Consider the following 16,067-nt stretch of genomic DNA (forward strand, 5'->3'; position numbering starts at 1 on the left):
GTACTGCTATGAAGTTTGTGCTAGCTCGCCAGGCGGCGGCCGGCGTCCTCGAGTCGGTCCGCGATCGAGCCGTTGATGATCTCGTCACCGACCTGGACCCTGATCCCGCCGAGGACGCCTGGGTCCACGTCGAGGTTGAGGTGCATGGCACGGCCGTAGAGCTTCGCCAGGGCGGCGCCGAGGCGTCGCTTCTGCGGGTCGCTCAGCGGGACCGCCGAGGTGACGACGGCGACCATGCGGTCCCGGCGCTCGGCGGCGAGCTTGGACAGGGACTCGAGTCCCGCTTCCAGGCTACGTCCACGCGGCGCGGTCACCAGGCGCGTCACCAGACGCTCGGTGGTGGCCTTGGCGCGGCCGCCGAGCAGGCTGCGCAGCAGCTCACCCTTGGCCGAGGCGCCTGCGGCACGGTCGGTCAGGGCGGACCGCAGCTCGGTGTTCGAGGCGACGATCCGGCCGAACCGGAACAGTTCGTCCTCGACGTCGTCGAGCGTGCCCGACTGCTGCGCGGCGGTGAGGTCGGCGACGGCGGCCAGCTGCTCCAGCGCGTCCACCAGGTCGCGGGACTGCGACCAGCGGGAGCGCACCAGACCGGACACCAGGTCGGCGGTGGTCGCGCCGACCTGGCCCCCGAGGATGCGGCCGGCCAGTTCGGCCTTGGCCTCGCCGGCCTGCGCCGGGTCGGTCAGGACCCGACGCAGCGACACCTCGCGGTCGAGCAGCGCGGTGACGGCGGCCAGCTCGTCGGCGAGCTGCGCCGCGTCCACGGACGTGGAGTCCGTCAGCGCGTCGAGACGCTCACGTGCGGCTGCCAGGGCCTCGCGGCTCGCTCCGTTCATCGTGCGGCCTCGGCCTTCTCCTCGAGATCATCGAGGAAGCGGTCGATGACGCGGCTCTGCCGGGCGTGGTCCTCCAGGGACTCACCGACGAGCTTGCCGGCCAGGTCGGTGGCGAGCTTGCCGACGTCCTGACGCAGCGCCGAAGAGGCGGCCTTGCGGTCGGCCTCGAGCTGCGAGTGACCGGCGGCGATGATTTCCTCACGCTGCCGCTGGCCCTCGGCGCGCATCTCGGCGATGAGCGTCGCGCCCTGCTCCTGCGCCTCCTGGCGCAGTCGCGCGGCCTCGTGCCGGGCCTCGGCGAGCTGAGCCTTGTACTGCTCGAGCACGCTCTGGGCCTCGGTCTGAGCGGCCTCAGCCTTCTCGATACCGCCCTCGATCTGCTCGCGGCGCTCTTCCAGAACCTTGTTGATGTTCGGGAGGAGCTTCTTGGCGAGGAAGCCGAAGACGATGACGAAGGCGAGGAGGCCGATGACGAGCTCAGGGATCGGCGGGATGAGGGGGTTTTCGAGATGCTCCCCCTCGGTCTGCGCCAGAATGAGCAGCTGGCTCATGTCGTTGCCTTTCGTCTGGGTCGGTCGTCAGCCTGAAGGAGTCAGGAGCCGTAGACGAACGGCATAACCAGACCGATCAGGGCGAGCGCCTCACAGAAGGCGAAGCCGAGGATCTGGTTGGCACGGATCAGGCCGGCGGCCTCGGGCTGGCGGGCCAGGGCCTGGGTGCCGTTACCGAAGATGATGCCGACGCCGACGCCGGGGCCGATGGCGGCGAGACCGTAGCCGATGGAGCCGAGGGCCTTGAGGTCACCGGTGACAGCGGCAAGAGTAGACATGCCAGTTCTTCCTTCTCTTTCAAGGACCGGTGGGGGTTGGCCACCGGACGTCTTCAGGGTGGGTGAGAGCGCGGGTACTCAGTGGTGCTCGGCGAGCGCGCCCTGGATGAAGGTGCAGGTCAGAAGTACGAAGACGTACGCCTGAAGGGCCTGCACAAAGAGCTCGAAGGCCGTCATCACGATGACCATGATGAAAGAGACACCCGCGTAGGCGATGCCCATGCCGTTGAGCAGGTACCAGCTGGCGATCGTGAAGAGCAGCAGCAGGGTGTGGCCGGCGAACATGTTCGCGAACAGTCGCACCGCGTGCGTGAAGGGGCGGACCACCAGGTTCGAGATGAACTCGATGAACATCGCCAGCGGCAGAACCGGGCCCAGTTCCTTGCTGTAGCCGGTGATGTTCTTGAACGCACCGACGAAGCCGTGCCGCTTGAAGGTCAGGCTGACCCACAGGATGTAGACGATCGCCGCGAGCACTGCCGGGTAGGCGATGATCGAGGTGACCGGGAACTGGGCGATCGGGACGATCGACCAAAGGTTCATCATCCAGATGAAGAAGAAGAGGGAGACGACGAGTGGGACGTACTTCTCGCCTTCCTTCTTGCCGATGGTCTCGTAGACGACACCGCGCCGGATGAAGTCGTAGCCCGCCTCGGCGACCATCTGGAGCTTGCCCGGGACGACCTGCGGCTTGCGGAAGGCGGCCCAGAAGAACCCGATGACGATGATCGAGCCGAGCAGCGCCAGCAGCATCGTCTTGTTGAAGTAGATGGCGTCGTCATGGTGGCCCAGCAGGGGCTCGAACATGAACGAATGCAGGCCGGGGGAAACCTCGGCGAAACCACAGCCGTCGAAGATGTGGCAGTCGGTGTCGAAGGCGAGCACCTGCGTCGGGTCAGCACTCACCGCGGGCTCCTTCAGCGTGGCGCATGGGTACGGCAACCTCGTTGTGTCGGCGCGGCGCACAGCCGCGGGTCGGCACTGGACTGGTGTTACGGATGTGAGGGCGGCTGTGGGGCATCGAGCCTCGCACTAGGGCAGGCGTCAGCTCGATTGCCCGCGCCCGCGATGCCGCAGTTGGCACCGGACGATAGCAGGGTCTCCCGCGAACGCTTATCCCGGCCCTACTCCTCACGACGAGTGCCCCGATTTTTCGGGCTTGTTGCCCGTCGAGGAATCGGGTTCGACGTAGAGGATCTTGGACTTCATGTGTGCGCGGGTCTGTGCGCCGATCCACACGAGGGTGGTGGCGACCAGCGTGAACGCGAAGGCCCGTGGGTGGAACAGCGTGGTGTTCTTGAACGCGGCCAGGAAGATGAACAGCAGCAGAATTTGTGCCGCGTAGAGCATCAGGCCCATCGCCTGGAACAGATGAGGAAGCGATTTGGCAGTGCGCTGCAGAACGTAGAGCCCGATCCCCATGAAGAGAACGGTGATCACCGCCGCGACCATGGCGCCGACAGCCCCCTTGCCTCCGACGACCACACCGCTGATGACAGCGGCGATGGCGCCGGCGGCTGCCGTGGGTACGGCTGCCTGAAGGAGGATCCGGGCGTCATTGGACGGCATGGCGGCAACTCCGCTTGCTTAAGGGGGCAGGGTGTCGTCATGGACGAGCGTAGTCCCCGGGGGCGAGCGGAAATCTCACGCCGACGGACCGCCGATGGACCGTCTCATTGCGGCCCTTCGGCTCCATCCCGGGTTCTCGTGAACCGTATCACAAACTATTTGATGAGGTCTTTACCTGAATGGTGTGCCCGGTGTCACACATGAGAGTGAACCCGCCCGTCTGTGCAGAAACCACGCCGACTTGTCTGGTATAAGCCCGCTTTGCTCCCCCAGGCCCTTGCATGCCATCGGCAAAGTGTTAGTCAGATTCTTACCTTGCTGTCAGCGCTGGGCCCCGGCGGTGCGCCCGCACGACGGAACGGCCGGGGGCCGTGTGCAGCGTGTGCACACGGCCCCCGGCCGCCTGGATCGACCCGGCAGGGTGTCGACCTTGCGTGAGGTACCCGAAAGGGAGGGGTATCAGGCGCCGCTCAGCGCCGGGCGCCCGCCGGGCTGGGCTGCTCGTCCTTGGTCCGGCCGCCGATGGCGGTGGCGCCGTTGAGGGAGGGGGTCCAGTCCCGGGTGGGGTCGAGGGCCGCCTCGGGGACCGCCACCCGACGGCGGCGGTAGCGGGGCGGGACGAAGGCCTCGGCCCAGCGCGGGGCGCGCGGGGTGAAGCGGGGCAGCAGGAGCAGGAAGAGGCCGACACCGCTGAGCATGGCGATCGCCAGGACGATCCACATGGACGCCGCGTTCACGGTGTAGGCGAGGGTGCCGAAGGCGATGACCGCCGACCAGAAGTACATGATCAGCACGGCCCGGCTGTGCGAGTGCCCGACCTCCAGGAGCCGGTGGTGCAGATGGCCCCGGTCGGCGGCGAACGGCGACTGGCCGCGCCAGGTGCGGCGCACGATCGCGAGGATCAGGTCGGCCGCCGGGATCGCGATGATGGTGAGCGGCATCAGCAGCGGGATGTAGACCGGCACCATCGAGTAGACCGTGTTGCGCTCCGAGCCGTACAGGCCCATCACGTCCGGGTCGACCTGGCCCGTGACCGAGATCGCGCCGGCCGCCAGCACCAGGCCGATCAGCATCGAGCCGGAGTCGCCCATGAAGATCCGCGCGGGGTGCATGTTGTGCGGCATGAAGCCCAGGCACATGCCCATCAGGACCGCCGCGAAGAGGGTGGCGGGGGCCGCGGCCTCGATGCCGTAGCTGTACCAGAGGCGGTAGGCGTACATGAAGAACGCGGCGGAGGCGATGCAGACCATGCCGGCCGCGAGACCGTCGAGGCCGTCGACGAAGTTGACCGCGTTGATGGTGATCACGACCAGGGCGACCGTGAGCAGCGTGCCCTGCCACTGGGTCAGCGCGACGATGCCGACGGTCGGGATGGGCAGCCACAGGATCGTCAGACCCTGCATGACCATCACGCCGGCGGCGATCATCTGGCCGCCCAGCTTGATCAGGGCGTCGATCTCGAACTTGTCGTCCAGGACGCCGATGAGCCAGATCAGCGCGGCCCCGGAGAGCAGCGCGCGCGGTTCGTTGGACTCGGCGAAGACCTCGCTGAGGTTGGTCAGGTGGTCGGCGACCAGCAGACCGGCGCAGAGGCCGAAGAACATCGCGATGCCGCCGAGCCGGGGCGTGGGTTCTCGGTGGACGTCGCGCGCACGGATCTCCGGCATGGCTCCGGCCACGATCGCGAATTTCCGTACCGGCCCTGTCAGCAGGTACGTCACCGCGGCCGTGATGCAGAGCGTCAGGAGGTATTCACGCACGGGCTTCCCCACAGGTCTCGCTGGCCATCACAGCCCCACACCCTAGCGATGCGCGCATATGGTTGGGGACTTCCGGGTAGCGACGATGGTTGCACGTGATGCTGTGTGCAGGGGTGCGTCTACCCCACCTCAGCGCGGATACGGCGGAAATCTTCCGGCCAGATCCCGCACTTCTTCACGCGTCCGCCTGCCGTCGCCGCCGTCCCGCAGCACCCCCGCGAACAGGACGGCGAGCCGTGCCATCTCCGCCTCGCCCATGCCCTGCGTGGTCAGCGCGGCCGTGCCGAGCCGCAGGCCACGGGCGTCACCGTGGGGCAGGGCACAGCAGTCGAGGACGATCCCGGCGGCCGCGAGCCGTCCGCGCGCGCTGCGGCCGTCGACGCCGAGTGGCGCGGTATCGACGGTGAGGAGGTGGGTGTCGGTGCCGCCGGTGACGACGGCGAGGCCCTCCTCGGCCAGCCCCTGGGCCAGCACGCGCGCGTTCGCGACCACCTGATGGGCGTACGCGGCGTACGCCGGTGTTGCCGCCTCCCCGAACGCGACGGCCTTGGCGGCGATGGTGTGCATCTGCGCGCCGCCCTGTGTGAACGGGAACACCGCCCGGTCCACCCGCTCGGCCAGCTCGCTCCCGCACAGCAGCATCCCGCCGCGCGGCCCGCGCAGCACCTTGTGTGTGGTGGCGCACACGATGTCGGCGTACGGCACGGGGTTGGGCGCCGCTCCCCCGGCGACCAACCCGATCGGATGGGCCGCGTCGGCGATCAGATACGCGCCCACCTCGTCGGCGACCTCGCGGAAGAACGCGTAGTCGATGTGCCGGGGATACGAGATCGACCCGCACACGATGGCCTTGGGGCGATGCGTACGGGCCAGTGTGCGCACCTGCTCGCGGTCGACGAGCCCCGACTCCGCCTCGACGCCGTAGCCGACGAAGTCGAACCAGCGGCCGGAGAAGTTCGCGGGCGACCCGTGGGTGAGGTGGCCGCCGAAGTGCAGCCCCATCGCCAGCACCGTGTCGCCGGGGCGCAGCAGGGCGGCGTACGCGGCCAGGACGGCCGAAGAGCCGGAGTGGGACTGGACGTTGGCGTGCTCGGCCCCGAACAGCGCCTTGGCCCGCTCCACGGCCAGCCGCTCGGCGACGTCCACGATCTCGCAGCCGCCGTGGTGGCGTGCCCCCGGATAGCCCTCCGCGTACTTGTTCGCGAGGGGGGACCCCAGCGCGGCCAGCACGGCGGGCGACGTGAAGTTCTCGGCGGCGACGAGCTGGAGCGTCGTCGACTGCCGATCGAGCTCGCCGAGCAGGATGTCGGCCAGCTCGGGGTCCTGCCGTCGCAGGACATCGGCCTCTAGGACAGGGGTGACCGACATGGTGGGCTCCGGGGCGTCGACGGTGACGTAGGACCAATGTAGGCCCGCACCACCGAGCCCGCCCGGTGTTACACCCGAGCGGGCGCCCCCGGCCCGATCCCCGACTCGTCTCCGCCGCCCGGCGTCACGCCCGAGCGGGCACCCCCGTCAGCGCCGTCACGACCGGGTCCAGCGCCTGGTGTATCTCGTCCCCCACGGAGCGGAAGAACGGCAGCGGGGCCCCGTACGGGTCGTAGACCTCGTCCGCCTCGGCCGTCGGGGCCAGGAGCCACCCGCGTAGAGCGGCCGCGGCGCGGACCAGCGCACGCGCGCGTACGACCATGCCCTCCTCCAGGGGAGGGAGGGTGGTCGGGTCGATGGCCCGGACGAGACGGGTGAACTCCTTCAGGGTGAAGGTGCGCAGGCCGGCGGAGTGGCCCATGGAGATGACCTGCTGCCGGTGGTCGCGCGTGGCGGTCAGGACCAGGTCGGCGCGGATGACGTGCTCGTCCAGCAGTTCACGGCCCGTGAAGCCGGAGGCGTCCGCGCCGAAGTCCGCGAGGACCGCCTCCGCGTTGGCCTCCATGGGCGCGCCCTCGTGTCCCCAGGTCCCGGCACTCTCGACGACCAGACCGCCCCACAGCGGGTCCCCGAGCCGGTCCGCCAGGGCATGCCGGGTCAGCCGCTCGGTGATCGGCGAGCGGCACACGTTGCCGGTGCTGACGTGGAGGATGCGGAAGGTGTCTCGCGGCAGCCCCGTGAAGGTTCGCGTCTCTTCCCCGTCCCATATGCCACGCCCCGCGTCAGGGGCCGTCAATTCGCCACCTCGAGGTCGGGTACGACCTTGCGCAGCTCCTCCGCCGACAGGGCGCCCGCACGCAGCAGGACCGGGACCTTGCCCGTGACGTCGACGATCGAGGACGGCTCGTTGCCGGGGGTCGGGCCGCCGTCGAGGTAGACGGAGACGGAGTCGCCGAGCATCGCCTCCGCGGCGTCACAGTTCTCCGGCGCCGGGTGGCCGGTCAGGTTGGCCGAGGAGACCGCCATGGGGCCGACCTCGGTCAGCAGCTCGATGGCGACCGGGTGCAGCGGCATGCGCACGGCGACCGTGCCGCGGGTGTCGCCCAGGTCCCACTGGAGGGACGGCTGGTGCTTGGCGACGAGCGTGAGCGCCCCCGGCCAGAACGCGTCGACGAGCTCCCAGGCCATCTCGGAGAAGTCGGTGACGAGGCCGTGCAGCGTGTTCGGGGAGCCGATGAGCACGGGGGTGGGCATGTTGCGGCCCCGGCCCTTGGCCTCCAGGAGGTCGGCCACGGCCTCGGAGGTGAACGCGTCCGCGCCGATGCCGTACACGGTGTCCGTCGGCAGCACCACGAGCTCGCCCCGGCGGACGGCGGACGCGGCCTCGCGCAGACCGGTGGCGCGGTCGGTCGCGTCATTGGTGTCGTATCGCCGTGCCATCTAGCGGGCCTCCTCGTACACGTACTGCTCGGCTTCCGGAAAAACTGTCGTCGGGCGCGTGCTCATCAGGGCAGCGCCTTGCGGGCGGTCGCGAACCGCGGCCGGTTGTTGAGGTCCGGGTGGTCGGCCGCGTCGGCCCAGCCCCGCTCCTCGGTGAAGATCCAGGGCACCTGGCCGCCCTGGGTGTCGGCGTGCTCGATGACGACGACACCGCCGGGACGGAGGAGCCGATGCGCTGTGCGTTCGAGGCCTCGGATCAGATCCAGGCCGTCCTCCCCTGAGAACAGGGCGAGTTCGGGATCGTAGTCGCGGGCCTCGGGTGCCACGTACTCCCACTCCGTGAGCGGGATGTACGGCGGGTTGGAGACGACCAGGTCGACGTGGCCGTCGAGGTCGCGGAAGGCGTCCAGGGCGTTGCCCTGGCGCAGGTCGACCCTGGAGCCCGCCATGTTCTTACGGGTCCACGTCAGGGCGTCCTCGGACAGCTCCACGGCGTGCACGCGCGAACGCGGCACCTCCTGGGCGAGGGCGAGGGCGATGGCGCCGGAGCCGGTGCACAGATCGACGATCAGCGGCTCGACGACGTCCATCGCGCGGACGGCGTCTATGGCCCATCCGACCACGGACTCGGTCTCCGGCCGGGGCACGAACACCCCTGGCCCGACCTGCAGTTCGAGGTAGCGGAAGTACGCGCGTCCGGTGATGTGCTGGAGCGGCTCGCGGGCCTCGCGGCGGGCGATGACCTCCCAGTACCGGGCGTCGAAGTCGGAGTCCTTGACGGTGTGCAGCTCGCCCCGCTTGACGCCGTGCACGAACGCGGCGAGCTCCTCCGCGTCGTTGCGCGGCGAGGGCACACCGGCGTCGGCCAGGCGCTGGGTGGCCTGGGCCACCTCCGCGAGCAGCAAGCCGCGGGGGTTTGGGGGTCGCCCCCCAAGATGATGCTGCACGCAAGTCCTCCGTCGTACTCTTCGTGCTCGTACGTGCCTTACGCGGCTGCCAGCTTCGCGGCCGAGTCCGCGTCGACGCAGGCCTGGATCACCGCGTCGAGTTCACCGTCCAGGACCTGGTCCAGGTTGTACGCCTTGAAGCCGACGCGGTGGTCCGAGATGCGGTTCTCCGGGAAGTTGTACGTGCGGATCTTCTCGGAGCGGTCGACGGTACGGACCTGGCTGCGGCGGGCGTCGGCGGCTTCCTTCTCCGCCTCCTCCTGCGCCGCGGCGAGCAGCCTGGAGCGCAGGATACGCATCGCCTGCTCCTTGTTCTGCAGCTGGCTCTTCTCGTTCTGGCAGGAGGCGACGACTCCGGTGGGAATGTGCGTGATGCGCACGGCGGAGTCGGTGGTGTTGACGGACTGCCCGCCGGGCCCGGAGGACCGGTAGACGTCGATCCGCAGGTCGTTCGCGTGGATCTCGACGTCGACCTCCTCGGCCTCGGGCGTGACAAGGACACCGGCGGCCGAGGTGTGGATCCGGCCCTGCGACTCGGTCGACGGCACGCGCTGTACGCGGTGCACGCCGCCCTCGTACTTCAGCCGGGCCCAGACGCCCTGGCCGGGCTCGGTGGCACCCTGGCCGCCCTTGGTCTTCACCGCGACCTGGACGTCCTTGTAGCCGCCGAGCTCCGACTCGGTGGAGTCGATGATCTCGGTCTTCCAGCCGACCCGCTCGGCGTACCGGAGGTACATGCGCAGGAGGTCACCGGCGAAGAGGGCGGACTCGTCGCCGCCGGCGCCCGCCTTGATCTCCAGGATGACGTCCTTGTCGTCGCTGGGGTCGCGCGGGACGAGGAGCAGCCGAAGCTTCTCCGTCAACTCCTCGCGCTGCTTCTCCAGCTCCTTGACCTCGGCGGCGAAGTCCGGGTCGTCCGCGATGAATCCACGAGCCGTGTCGATGTCCTCGCCGGTCTGCTTCCAGGAGCGGTACGTGCCGACGATCGGGGTCAGCTCCGCGTAGCGCTTGTTGAGCTTGCGCGCGTTGGCCTGGTCCGCGTGGACCGACGGGTCGGCGAGCTTCTTCTCCAGGTCGGCGTGTTCCCCGACCAGTTCCTCGACCGCCTCGAACATCTCTCCGGCTCCCTGTACGACGTTGTGAGTGGGCTGCGCCCGTGGGTCGCACCCATGGGCCGCGCCTGTGCGCTGCACCGCAAAGCGCCGGTCCCGACGCCCCCGAGGGGGGCACCGCGGACCGGCGCTGGGGGCTCGCTACTTCTTAGCGGCAGCCTTGCCGAAGCGGGCCTCGAAGCGGGCCACGCGGCCACCGGTGTCGAGGATCTTCTGCTTGCCCGTGTAGAACGGGTGGCACTCGGAGCAGACCTCGGCACGGATGGTGCCGCTCTCGATCGTGCTACGGGTGGTGAACGACGCGCCACAGGTGCAGCTGACCTGCGTCTCGACGTACTCGGGGTGGATGTCGCGCTTCAAGGTGTCTCCTAGTTTCGGGAGGGCGCCGGGTCGCATCCGCGGGATGCGGGAGCGTGAACCGGAGCCGACGTACCAGTCTGCCAGGACTGGCCGTATCTCCCAAAACCGGGGGGTGCGCTCAGGTATTCCCGCGCCACGGCGGCTGCCGCCACAAACACGCCCAGCTGCCTCCGCAGCGGCCCAGCCGCGGGGCGCATGCCAATTCCGCCTCCCCCAGCCGCCGGGTGCATGCCTCTCCCGCCGCCCACCCGGCTGCGGGTGCGTACCTCTCGCCCGCCCACCCAACCGCCAGGCGCGTACCTCTCGCCCGCCCACCCAACCGCCGGGCGCGTACCTCTCGCCCGCCCACCCAGCTGCGGGCAGTCGTGCCGCTGGGGCGGCACGGGTGGGCGCGGCGACCCCGTGAGCGCCGGGCCGCGTGACCTGGCCCCGCTCAGCACGCGCTATGGGGTGCCTTTTCAGCGGGGTGGGCGGCTGCGGGTCCGTCGTAACTTGTCGCGCAGTTCCCTGCGCCCCTGAAAGCAAAAAGCCCCCAGTCACCCTCAGGAGGCAGCCACGACCCCGTCCGCCGTCCCCGTGGCCGTACCCTTCGTCGCCGACTTCGGGATGGTCCTGTCAGCCTTGAGGGCTGCCCAGACCTGGTCGGCCTTCTTCTCGGCCACGAGCACCCGGTTGGGGTCGGCGGGGTCGTACCGGACCGGCATCGTGACCATGGTCATGTTCTTGGAGCTGATGCCCTTGAGGCCGCCCGCGAAGGAGGCGAGGTCCTTGACGGAGTCGAGGTCGGAGTCGGTGGTGACGGCGTCCGTGGCGGTCTCGGCGAGGTCGTAGAGCTTCTTGGGGCTGGAGAGGATGCCGACCTCCTTCACCTGCTCGATGAGGGCCTTGATGAAGGCCTGCTGAAGCTGGATACGGCCGAGGTCCGAGCCGTCCCCCACCCCGTGCCGCGTACGGACGAGGCCCAGCGCCTGCCTGCCCGTGAGGGTGTGCTCCCCGGCCTTCAGGTCCAGGTGGCTGTCGGGGTCCTCGATGTCCTTCGTCGTCGTGATGTCGACCCCGCCGAGGACATCGATGAGCTTCTCGAAGCCCGCGAAGTCGACCTCGATGTAGTGGTCCATGCGGATGCCGCTCATGGACTCCACGGTCTTGACCGCACACGCGGCACCACCGGTGGTGTACGCCGAGTTGAACATCGCCATGTCCGCCGCCGGGTACGTCTTGCCCTTCGCGTCCGTGCACTCGGGACGCTCGACCAGGGTGTCCCGGGGTATGGAGACCACGCTGGCCCGCTTGTGGCCCTCGTAGACGTGCACGACCATCGCCGTGTCGGAGCGGGCGCTGCCGTCGTCCGTGCCGCCGCCGAGCTTCTTGTTGCTGCCCGAGCGGGTGTCGGAGCCGAGGACGAGGATGTCCTGCGAGCCGTTGTCGACGTCGAGGGGCCGGTCGGTGCCGAGGGCCTGGTTGATGTCGACGCTCTTGATGTTGCCGTTGAGCTTGAAGTACAGGTAGCCGATGCCGGTGCCACCCAGCACCAGGACGCCCGCGGCGGTCCAGACGACGGCGAGCGCCGCCCTACTGTGCCCCTCGCGTGACGTGCGACGGCGGCCCTTGGCCGCGCGGTGGCGCGGGCCGGTGGTGCCGGTCTTCCCCGGGGTGTCGGATTCCGGCGTGCTCTCGGCGGACATCTGCTCCTCGTTCTCTTTCCGGTCGGTTACCCCCTGCGCTCAGGCCCAGGCCTGTCGGGTCGGATGTGGCCATAACGCCCCATGGCCACTCCGTCCGGTCAGACGGGATAACCCGGGAAAGGGTTGCACAACGAACGGTGCCCATCGCGCAAAGAGCGATGGGCACCGTGTGTGACGGATGAGACCGGCGGGACCGGTCTCACCTGGTGTTTCAGCCGAGCAGGTCGTACTGGGCGTAACTCGTGCCGACCGAGACCCGTGTGCTGAAGATCTCGCTCGTGGCCTTGCCGGTGCCCTTGTAGAGGTACAGCGTGCCGCCGGTCGTGCGGGCCAGGAGGTCCGCCCTGCCGTCGCCGCTGACGTCACCGGGAGTGATGAGCGCGTTGAAGCCGGCCCAGTCGGACCGGACCTTGACGCGGGAGGCGAAGGCGCCCGTGCCGGACTTGCCGGTGCCCTTGTAGAGGTAGACGTTCGAGCCGGTCTTGGTGCGCGCGATCAGGTCGGCCTTGCCGTCGCCGGTGAAGTCGCCGTGACCGAGCACCGCGTTGTACGTGTTCCAGCCCGTGCCGACCTTGACGCGGGTACCGAAGGTGCCGTTGCCCTTGCCGGGGTAGATCCACAGGGCGCCCGCCGAGTCGACCGAGAGCAGGTCGGGCAGGGCGTCGCCGGTGACGTCACCGGGGGTGAGGATCCGGGTGCGGGTCTTCCAGTTGTCGAAGATCTGCGTGGTCGTCCAGGTCTTGGACGAGGGCACGTACCGCCGCCAGAAGACGTCACCGTCGGAGGAACGGCGCAGCACGAAGTCCTGGTGGCCGTCCCGGTTCAGGTCGGTCTGCTGGACCAGGTTGTAGCCCTTCCAGCTCCCGTAGGAGTTCAGCGACTGGCGGTCGCCGAGCGAGGAGCCGTTGGAGGCGCGGACGTAACCGGTGCCGGTCTCCTTGTTGCGCAGGAAGACGTCGGCCTTGCCGTCCCGCGTGATGGCGGTGTCGTCGACGCGCGGGTAGGTCACACCGGCGTACTTGCTGACCTTGGCGAAGACCGGGTAGGCACCCTCGTACACGCAGTCCGTGACGCCCCACGAGACGACGCCGATGACCTTGTTGTTGACGACGAGCGGGCCGCCGGAGTCACCGTTGCAGGTGGCGGTGGTCGTGGCGTCGCTGCCGCCGGCGGGCGGACCCGCGCAGACCATGTGCCCCTTGACGAAGTAGCTGCCCCAGGTGTTCCCGCAGGTCGTGTCGCTGACGATCGGCAGCGTGGCCGTCTTCAGCGTCTGCGAGATGTCCTGGCTGGTGGAGCTGGTACGGCCCCAGCCGTAGACCTTGGCCTTGGTGCCGGCCGTGTACGACGTGGTGTCGTCCGACGTCGTCATCTTGATCGGCGTGGCCTTGACCGGTGACGCCAGCGTCAGGACGGCGACGTCGTTGTCGATCGTGTCCTCGTTCCACGAGGAGTGGTTCCACTGGCGCGAGACCGCGGTGACGGTACCGCCGTGGTAGTCCGTGCTCACGTAGTTGCCCTCGTCGTCGAGGACGGCCGTGGGCAGCTGGTCGGTGCCGGTGACGATGGCGCCGTTGGCGGCCCAGTCGTAGTAGTCCTTGTCGACGCAGTGCGCGGCGGTGAGGATCTTCGTCGGCGAGACGACCGTGCCGCCGCAGAAGAAGCCGAGGTCCAGGCTCGCGTCGTAGTACCAGAGCTGCGCCATCCACGGCGCCGAGCCGATCGTGGTCTCCGAGCCGCCGATGATCTGGGCGGACTGCTCCAGGCCACTGTCGGAACTCGTGCTCGACGACGGCTCACGCGTCGCCACACCGGCGGTGTCGTCCGCCGCCATCGCCTTGGCGACCCGCACATCCAGTACGTCGGCTGTCGACGAGGTCTCGGCGGTGGCCCCGCTCGCGGACGACATCAACAGCGTCCCGGCTATCGCGGCGGCAATGGCTCCGGACAAGGGTCTAGCCACTCAAGTCCCCCCTGGGAATCAAACGTTGATCAAACGTGAAGACCGTGATCGTACACGTGTCTCACACAAAAACTGGGGCCACCCTCACAAAGAGGGTGGCCCCGGCGCTTTCGCGTAGGTCGGGCTAGTCGCCGTTACCCGGCGTCGGCGTCGTCTTCTGGATCTGCATCAGGAACTCGGCGTTCGACTTCGTCTGCTTCATCTTGTCGAGAAGCAGCTCGACCGCCTGCTGCTGGTCGAGCGCGTGCAGCACCCGGCGCAGCTTCCAGACGATGGCGAGCTCGTCGGGGGCGAGCAGGATCTCTTCCTTACGCGTACCGGACGCGTCGACGTCCACCGCGGGGAAGATCCGCTTGTCCGCGAGCTTCCGGTCGAGCTTCAGCTCGGCGTTGCCCGTGCCCTTGAACTCCTCGAAGATCACCTCGTCCATGCGGGACCCGGTGTCCACCAGCGCGGTGGCGAGGATGGTCAGCGAGCCACCGTCCTCGATGTTCCGGGCCGCACCGAAGAAGCGCTTCGGCGGGTACAGCGCCGTCGAGTCGACACCACCGGACAGGATGCGGCCGGAGGCCGGGGCGGCGAGGTTGTACGCACGGCCCAGACGCGTGATCGAGTCGAGCAGCACGACGACGTCGTGGCCCAGCTCGACGAGCCGCTTCGCCCTCTCGATGGCGAGTTCGGCGACCGTCGTGTGGTCCTCGGCCGGGCGGTCGAAGGTCGAGGAGATGACCTCGCCCTTCACCGACCGCTGCATGTCGGTGACCTCTTCCGGACGCTCGTCGACGAGGACGACCATCAGGTGGCACTCGGGGTTGTTGTGCGTGATCGCGTTGGCGATCGCCTGCATGATCATGGTCTTGCCGGTCTTCGGCGGGGCCACGATCAGACCGCGCTGGCCCTTACCGATCGGCGCGACGAGGTCGATGATGCGGGTGGTCAGCACGCCCGGGTCCGTCTCCAGGCGGAGGCGGTCCTGCGGGTACAGCGGCGTCAGCTTGTTGAACTCCGGGCGCCCGCGCCCGGATTCGGGCGCCATGCCGTTGACGGAGTCGAGGCGGACCAGCGCGTTGAACTTCTCGCGGCGCTCGCCGTCCTTGGGCTGACGCACGGCACCGGTGACGTGGTCACCCTTGCGCAGGCCGTTCTTGCGGACCTGGGCGAGGGAGACGTACACGTCGTTCGGGCCCGGCAGGTAGCCGGAGGTGCGGATGAACGCGTAGTTGTCGAGGATGTCCAGGATGCCCGCGACGGGGATCAGGACGTCGTCGTCGGCGAGCGTCGGCTCGGGGCCGCCCATCTCGTCGCGGCCGCGACGGCCACGACGGTCCCGGTAGCGGCCGCGACGGCCACGACGGCCGCCCTCGAAATCGTCGTCGTCCTGCGGACCGCTGTCACGCTGACGGTCCTGCCGGTCCTGACGGCCGCCGCTCTGCTGCTGGCCCTGCTGGCCGCGGTCACGCTGCGGACCGCCGCCCTGCTGCTCGTCGCCCTTGCCACGGCGGCCACGGTCACCGCGCTCGCCGCGGTCGCCACGCTCACCGCGGTCACGGCCGCGCTCGCGACGGCCCTGGCGGCCCTCGGCGCCCTGGTCACCGGCGTCGGCCTTGGCCTCGGCGGCGGGGGCCGGCGTCTCGGCCTTGGGCTCGCTCTTCGCCTCGGCGGTGACCGTCTCCGGGCTGCCCGCGTCGGCGGTGGCACGGCGACGACGGCGCTCGGTGGGCGCCTCGTCACCACCGGCCGGCTGGCCGGGGATCTCGATCTGCTGCTGGGCCACGGCCTTCTCGGCCTTGTCGGCGGGCGCCTCGGCCTTCTTGGCGGCGGCCTTTTCGGCCGGGGCGGCGTCCTCGCCGGTACGCGCCTTCGAGGTGGTGCGGCGCTTCGGCTTGGTCTCGGTGGCTGCCTCGGCCTTCGCCGGGGCACCCCCTCCCGCCTGCGCCTCCTTGATGACCTCGATCAGCTGGCTCTTGCGCATACGCGCGGTGCCCCTGATGCCGAGGCCGGATGCGACCTGCTGCAGCTCGGCCAGCACCATGCCCTCGAGGCCGGTGCCACGGCGCCGCCGGGAGCCGGCACCGCTGGCAGGCGCGGCGTCCGTGGCGGGCGCGGCAGCGGTGTCCTCGACACGTGCGCCCATCAGATCGGTGGTGTCGCTCACGAAGGGTCCTTCCCTGGAGCGGACGTCGGCCTTCTGGCTCGGC

At 69.4% G+C, this 16,067-nt stretch carries 15 protein-coding genes; all 15 read right to left on the reverse strand.

Going from position 1 to position 16,067, the window contains the following annotated elements; all coding sequences use genetic code 11:
- Nucleotides 1-20 precede the first annotated feature (20 nt).
- Complete coding sequence (locus JIX56_RS13680) at nt 21-836, reverse strand: F0F1 ATP synthase subunit delta (protein ID WP_257540576.1); 816 nt, start codon at nt 834-836, stop codon at nt 21-23.
- A complete protein-coding gene (locus JIX56_RS13685; protein ID WP_257540578.1) occupies nt 833-1,387 on the reverse strand; it encodes a F0F1 ATP synthase subunit B in 555 nt (184 codons plus the stop codon). Before JIX56_RS13685 ends, JIX56_RS13680 begins: the two co-directional genes overlap by 4 nt.
- A gap of 41 nt (nt 1,388-1,428) precedes the next feature.
- Nucleotides 1,429-1,665, reverse strand: coding sequence for an ATP synthase subunit C (locus JIX56_RS13690; protein WP_030042676.1), 237 nt, complete (start codon nt 1,663-1,665; stop codon nt 1,429-1,431).
- A 78-nt stretch (nt 1,666-1,743) separates the two neighbouring features.
- Nucleotides 1,744-2,571, reverse strand: coding sequence for a F0F1 ATP synthase subunit A (gene atpB / locus JIX56_RS13695; RefSeq protein WP_257540580.1), 828 nt, complete (start codon nt 2,569-2,571; stop codon nt 1,744-1,746).
- Between the two features lie 225 nt (nt 2,572-2,796).
- On the reverse strand, nt 2,797-3,234 hold the full coding sequence (locus tag JIX56_RS13700; RefSeq protein WP_257540582.1) for a hypothetical protein: 438 nt from the start codon (nt 3,232-3,234) through the stop codon (nt 2,797-2,799).
- A 470-nt stretch (nt 3,235-3,704) separates the two neighbouring features.
- Complete coding sequence (locus JIX56_RS13705; RefSeq protein ID WP_257540584.1) at nt 3,705-4,994, reverse strand: MraY family glycosyltransferase; 1,290 nt, start codon at nt 4,992-4,994, stop codon at nt 3,705-3,707.
- Between the two features lie 129 nt (nt 4,995-5,123).
- On the reverse strand, nt 5,124-6,362 hold the full coding sequence (glyA, locus tag JIX56_RS13710; RefSeq protein WP_257540585.1) for a serine hydroxymethyltransferase: 1,239 nt from the start codon (nt 6,360-6,362) through the stop codon (nt 5,124-5,126).
- 124 nt (nt 6,363-6,486) lie between these two features.
- Entirely contained in the window at nt 6,487-7,158 is a 672-nt protein-coding gene (locus JIX56_RS13715; RefSeq protein WP_257540587.1) for an arsenate reductase/protein-tyrosine-phosphatase family protein, read from the reverse strand.
- The gene (locus tag JIX56_RS13720; RefSeq protein WP_046705585.1) at nt 7,155-7,802 is read right to left on the reverse strand and encodes an L-threonylcarbamoyladenylate synthase; all 648 of its coding nucleotides are present in this window, start codon (nt 7,800-7,802) and stop codon (nt 7,155-7,157) included. Before JIX56_RS13720 ends, JIX56_RS13715 begins: the two co-directional genes overlap by 4 nt.
- A gap of 65 nt (nt 7,803-7,867) precedes the next feature.
- A complete protein-coding gene (gene prmC / locus JIX56_RS13725) occupies nt 7,868-8,707 on the reverse strand; it encodes a peptide chain release factor N(5)-glutamine methyltransferase (RefSeq protein ID WP_257540589.1) in 840 nt (279 codons plus the stop codon).
- An 80-nt stretch (nt 8,708-8,787) separates the two neighbouring features.
- A complete protein-coding gene (prfA, locus tag JIX56_RS13730) occupies nt 8,788-9,864 on the reverse strand; it encodes a peptide chain release factor 1 (RefSeq protein WP_257540591.1) in 1,077 nt (358 codons plus the stop codon).
- A 138-nt stretch (nt 9,865-10,002) separates the two neighbouring features.
- A complete protein-coding gene (gene rpmE / locus JIX56_RS13735; protein WP_079311057.1) occupies nt 10,003-10,221 on the reverse strand; it encodes a 50S ribosomal protein L31 in 219 nt (72 codons plus the stop codon).
- Nucleotides 10,222-10,763: 542 nt separating this feature from the next.
- The gene (locus JIX56_RS13740) at nt 10,764-11,906 is read right to left on the reverse strand and encodes an LCP family protein (RefSeq protein ID WP_257540593.1); all 1,143 of its coding nucleotides are present in this window, start codon (nt 11,904-11,906) and stop codon (nt 10,764-10,766) included.
- A 211-nt stretch (nt 11,907-12,117) separates the two neighbouring features.
- On the reverse strand, nt 12,118-13,815 hold the full coding sequence (locus tag JIX56_RS13745) for a trypsin-like serine protease (RefSeq protein ID WP_257550845.1): 1,698 nt from the start codon (nt 13,813-13,815) through the stop codon (nt 12,118-12,120).
- Between the two features lie 178 nt (nt 13,816-13,993).
- Entirely contained in the window at nt 13,994-16,024 is a 2,031-nt protein-coding gene (gene rho, locus JIX56_RS13750; protein WP_257540595.1) for a transcription termination factor Rho, read from the reverse strand.
- Nucleotides 16,025-16,067 lie beyond the last annotated feature (43 nt).

The organism is Streptomyces sp. CA-210063, from assembly GCF_024612015.1.
Taxonomy (GTDB): Bacteria; Actinomycetota; Actinomycetes; order Streptomycetales; family Streptomycetaceae; genus Streptomyces.